Source organism: Kurthia gibsonii, from assembly GCF_006539985.1.
Classification (GTDB): Bacteria; Bacillota; Bacilli; order Bacillales_A; family Planococcaceae; genus Kurthia; species Kurthia gibsonii.
Genome location: NZ_BJOB01000084.1, coordinates 1 through 4989 on the forward strand (window position 1 = coordinate 1; position 4989 = coordinate 4989).

The 4989-nt window shown below is 34.7% G+C and carries 5 protein-coding genes; 3 read left to right on the forward strand and 2 right to left on the reverse strand.

Annotation, left to right across the window (positions count from 1 at the left end; all coding sequences use genetic code 11):
- The 3 genes from KGI01_RS13405 to KGI01_RS13415 all read left to right on the forward strand — a co-directional run.
- Nucleotides 1-645, forward strand: a 645-nt coding sequence (locus KGI01_RS13405) for an RHS repeat-associated core domain-containing protein (protein WP_141275095.1), incomplete at its 5' end; no start/stop codon positions are given.
- A gap of 508 nt (nt 646-1153) precedes the next feature.
- Nucleotides 1154-1492 (forward strand): RHS repeat domain-containing protein, encoded by a 339-nt coding sequence (locus tag KGI01_RS13410; RefSeq protein ID WP_141275096.1) that lies wholly within the window; start codon nt 1154-1156, stop codon nt 1490-1492.
- Nucleotides 1452-2084, forward strand: coding sequence for a hypothetical protein (locus KGI01_RS13415; protein WP_141275097.1), 633 nt, complete (start codon nt 1452-1454; stop codon nt 2082-2084). The genes KGI01_RS13410 and KGI01_RS13415 overlap by 41 nt, the downstream gene beginning before the upstream one ends.
- Before the next feature lie 308 nt (nt 2085-2392).
- Here KGI01_RS13415 and KGI01_RS13420 read toward each other — a convergent pair whose 3' ends face one another.
- Complete coding sequence (locus KGI01_RS13420) at nt 2393-4522, reverse strand: heavy metal translocating P-type ATPase (protein WP_141275098.1); 2130 nt, start codon at nt 4520-4522, stop codon at nt 2393-2395.
- Nucleotides 4515-4883, reverse strand: a complete 369-nt coding sequence (locus KGI01_RS13425) for an ArsR/SmtB family transcription factor (RefSeq protein WP_141275099.1) — start codon at nt 4881-4883, stop codon at nt 4515-4517. Before KGI01_RS13425 ends, KGI01_RS13420 begins: the two co-directional genes overlap by 8 nt.
- Between the last annotated feature and the right edge of the window lie 106 nt (nt 4884-4989).

A 4989-nucleotide genomic window follows, 5' to 3' on the forward strand; every position in this document is an offset into this window, starting at 1 on the left:
TATGGAAATATATTAACTGTCGAAGGTGACCTAGCAAAAGCAAACTCAATTCGTTATGCAGGTTACTACTATGATGATGAGACGAAGAATTACTATTTACAAGCCCGTTACTATAACCCAGCAAACGGTTCATTCTTATCATTAGACCCACATCCAGGTGATGATGACGAACCGCTGTCACAGAATGGTTATACGTATGGTAATAATAATCCCGTGATGAATGTGGATTCGAATGGATTAAAGCCTAATAGAATATTTTACGCTTTAATGACTAGCATAGCATATGTTGTTGCCGCAGTTGTTGGAGATTTAAAAGACGTAGCATTTATTGCACAAACTTTATGGAGTATGATTAAAGATTATTTTGATGTAAAAAAAGCAAAATCACAACGTACAACAGAAGCAGCAAGAAAGGTCGTTAGAAACTCTCGAGCTCTTAGTAAAGTAATAGAGAAAAGAGCAAAAAAAGCAGCTAGGATTGCTGGAGTTGCCGTTTTAAGAAAAAGTTTTGGCGGATGGTATTTGTTAGGCAGATTTTCAATTGGGATTTATCAAGGAGGGCGTAATAAGTATTTCCAATATGCTCCATGTTACAGATCTGCATATACTTATGGCTCCTACGTTGCCAAAAAAAGATTAGGTTAACATAAAAGGAGTCATATATAATGAAATATTTAAAACTTTTTATTTTTATTTTTATTTTTTCTGCCCACTACTTGCAGGCTACTTGGGATAAAAATAATATAAGCATTAGTACAATCATTTTATCTATTGTTTGCATTTTTTACTCTATGGTAATGTCAAGTAGATTAATGGAAACAACAAAAATCTATGTTTTACCTATTTTCTTAGGGATTTGTTATTATCTTTCGAATTGGATTTTAAACATGGACCATCTTATCAAATAAAACTTGTTTCTAAAGCTAAGAATGCAAGGTATGTAGTAGGAGTTGAAAGGATATATTACAATGATATGATTTCAAATAATAGATTAAGTGCCAGTCACCAAAACAGTTCTGATAATAGTCTATAATTTAAGTCGCAGGACCCCCAATATTTTTACGTGTTGGGGGGGGCTTCTCTATTTATAGAATTCGTAGAAAATCAAAATACCTTAACACTCAATACTGATTTATGGAAACAAGTGACGCAAATGAACGATGCGAATTTACTTGGTTCACTAACGTATACAACAAAAGCACAACAGCCATTTAAAATCGCCTATGACTATACGAAAAATGGAAATATCGTACAAGCCGATGTAAATGGTCAAGTAAGCAGCTTTGGTTATGATGCCAATGATCAATTAACAAAAGAAACCTTACCAGATGGTACGGTCAACACGTATGATTATGACGCAGTGGGGAATCATACAGCATCCGAAGTGAATGGTGAGAAAGCGACTTTCACGTATAATGATGCGAACCAATTGCGACGAAAAAGGGGGATTTATGGAAAAAATTACTTTTTTAGAATTATTAGATATACTTAAACATTATGATTTTTATGATTGGGAAGATGAGGGGAAAAAGCAGTATCAATTTAATTTAGCTATGCCTGAAAAATTATTAGAAAAACTAAATTTTCCGGAATTTTATGAAAGTTTTGGCATTGAAGCTGTTCAAAATAGAAATGCCGAACGAAATTTAAAGGTAACTGAGTGGTTAGAAATAGAAAATACATTTTTTAATTGGTTAAAAAATGTTGAAAATAGTGTATTTACTAAAAAAAATATGATTGTTACGCCTTATTTTGAGAAAAATTGGTATTTGTATTCGGTTAAAAAATGGATGCAAAAAGATTATAAAAAGTATATAAATTATTTGAAAAACCAAGGGGTTATTGCTACTCCAATGGAATTCCATGAAGATTATCGCGGTGCAAAAATTGAAAATTTTCAGGAGTTGATTATGCTTTTCAAAATGGCAATTAGAGGTGTCCCATTATTATTTTTAGTAGATTATGAGTGGGCATTTATTGTGACAGATTCTTTAACGATTCGCATGGTTTTTAAAAACGAATCAATTTTGAAAGAAAAAAGGAATGTATTAAAGAGTCAGTTAGATTTTCAACTATTAGAATGATCAAATTATCTCATCGTATACATACGATGAGAACGGCTTACGTTTAACGAAAACAGTGGGCGATGCTGTAGTAGCAGGAATTAAAAAAGTTTTTAAAAATAGGGGTAGCGTCAGGAAAATGCGGATTTACAACGCTAAGGAAATTCCCATACTAAAAAGCCAAATTTCTCAACATCAATTGAGAAATTTGGCTTTTTTCGTTGCTCAGTTAAAGCGTCCTTTAGTTGTATATTTCCTGTTAATATCCCTTTTGAAGCATAACATTGTTTTCAATGATCGCACCCGATAGTTGACGCCCATTTTAGAACCTATTCTTTGATTTTCAATAAGCGTAAACTGTTTAATGTTACAAGTAAAGTTGCTCCCATATCAGCAAATATCGCTATCCAAAGCGTTAACCAACCGGGCATGACCAAAAGTAATGCCACTAATTTAATCGCCAAAGAGAAGGTAATATTTTGTTTAATTATGATTAGAGCCTTACGACTTAATTTAATCGTGTAAGGTAACTTACTTAAATCATCTGACATTAAGGCGATGTCAGCCGTTTCTAAAGCTGTATCAGTTCCAGCACCACCCATTGCTACACCAACGGTAGATGCCGCAAGGGCTGGAGCATCATTCACGCCATCTCCGACCATCCCCACACTTTGATGTTTTTCTCGAAGTTCTTTAATAAAATTAAGCTTATCTTCTGGAAGTAAGTCAGCTTTAATATCCGAAACACCAACTTGTTTTCCGATGGCTGTTGCCGTTCTTTGGTTATCGCCTGTTAGCATCACTGTTTCGATTCCCATATTGTTCAACTTGCCGATAACTTCTTTAGACGATTCCCTCATTTCATCGGCTACGGCAATAAACGAAAGAATTTCTTTTTCTGTTCCTAACACCATCACCGTTTTACCTTGAGTTTGCATATCGGCAATTTTTTCTTTCCTATCGCTTGAAATGCTTCCGTGTAATTCCTCAAAAAGATTTGGACTTCCCACATAATACATTTCATTATTTATTTTGGCTTTAACGCCTTTACCTGTAATGGATTGAAAATCCTCTACTGTTACTTCGTTGAATTTTAATCCATTTTCTTCTGCTTTTCGCATAATCGCTGAAGCAAGAGGGTGCTGTGATCCTTTTTCAATGGCTGCTGTTATGGTCATTAATTCATTTTCATTTCTACCATATGTCACAATGTCTGTTACAGCAGGAATCCCTTTGGTTAATGTTCCTGTTTTATCAAAGGCTATCGCTTTTAAGTGTCCTGCTTCTTCTAAATGGATACCACCTTTAATTAATACACCATTTTTTGCTGCATTTCCTATTGCTGTAACCACAGCAACTGGAGTTGAGACTACTAAGGCACAAGGACAACCAACCACTAATACAGCTAAGCCTTGATAAATCCATTGGCTCCAGTCTCCGCCAAATAATGGTGGAACTACCGCAATTAAAAGAGCAAGTATGACAATAGCTGGTGTATAGTATTTTGCAAATTTATCGACAAACGCTTGAGAAGGAGCCCGTTCTGCTTGGGCTTCTTCTACCAAGTGAATGATTTTTGAAAGAGTAGTATCTTCAACTCGTTTTGTTACTTTAACCTCAAGTAACCCTTCTTCATTCAAGGTTCCTGCAAATACTTCATCATTTGTGGTTTTCGTTACTGGAACACTTTCACCTGTAATCGCAGCCTGATTTAATGTCGATGTACCTTTAACCACTATTCCATCCATTGCTAACTTTTGACCGGGCTTAACAATCATGATGTCTCCAACTTGAATATCATCAACATGAATCATCATTTCTTCATTGCCTCGTCGAATTAACGCTTCTTTTGGGGCAATATCCATTAAAGATTCAATAGATTGACGTGCTTTATCCATTGAATAACGCTCTAATGCTTCACTAATCGCAAATAGGATAACAACGGTTGCCCCTTCACCCCATTCACCAATGATTGCAGCTCCTATAATTGCAATAGTCATAAGCGTATTCATATCGAAATTTAATCTGCTTAGATTTTTGAGACCTTTAATGAATAACGAATATCCACCGATTAAAATGGACGCTGCATAACCAATTGTCGGTAGAACATGCTCTTCACCATACTGCTCTCCTAAGAACCAGCTAACTACAAGTAAAAGAGCTGATATATATACCTTAATGTTTTCTTTCTGCTTCCAAAAAGGTTCTCGTTCTACCCTTTGTTCTTTTTCATCTCGAATTTTTAAATTTTCAAATGCTCCTGCTTTTTCTAATTCTTCAATGGTTGTCGTCCCTTTAACATAAACTTTAGATGCTCCGAAATTTACTTTCGCATCCTGAACACCAGGAAGTTCTTTAACATTATTTTCAAAAATGGCTGCACAGTTAGTACAAGTAAATCCTTGAACACGATAGGCTTTCATTTCTTCTTCAGACAGTTTTGCTTTCCCACTAGACATTGATCTTCACCTCTTTCTTATGTGCCAATGCAATCATCATAATTTGTCTGATATGCTCATCATCTAATGAATAAAATGCAAGTTTTCCCTCTTTTCGAAACTTAACAATCCCTTGCTTATGGAGCGTTCGCAGGTGATGAGAGGCATTTGCAACCGTAACACCTATAATATTTGCTATATCACACACACACAGTTCGTCATCTTGACATAAAGCATAGGTAATTTTTGCTCTATTTTCATCTGCAATAGCTTTTAACATTTGGGCAACACTAGAAATATCTACTGTCTGTAAATTACCTTGTATTCGATTGACCTTTTCTTCGTCATAATAATAAATTTCACAAGTATCTTTCTTAATCACATTCTCACCCCAATATCATTCAAGTGTTTATTTGAATATAGTATAACCATTTTTAATAATTCATTCAAGTGTTTATTTGAATATAGTATAACCATTTTTAATAATT

Coding starts and splice junctions, on each gene's coding strand:
- KGI01_RS13415 (WP_141275097.1), top strand. CDS start 1,452: ATGGAAAAAATTACTTTTTTAGAATTATTAGATATACTTAAACATTAT.
- KGI01_RS13410 (WP_141275096.1), top strand. CDS start 1,154: ATGAACGATGCGAATTTACTTGGTTCACTAACGTATACAACAAAAGCA.
- KGI01_RS13420 (WP_141275098.1), bottom strand. CDS start 4,522: ATGTCTAGTGGGAAAGCAAAACTGTCTGAAGAAGAAATGAAAGCCTAT.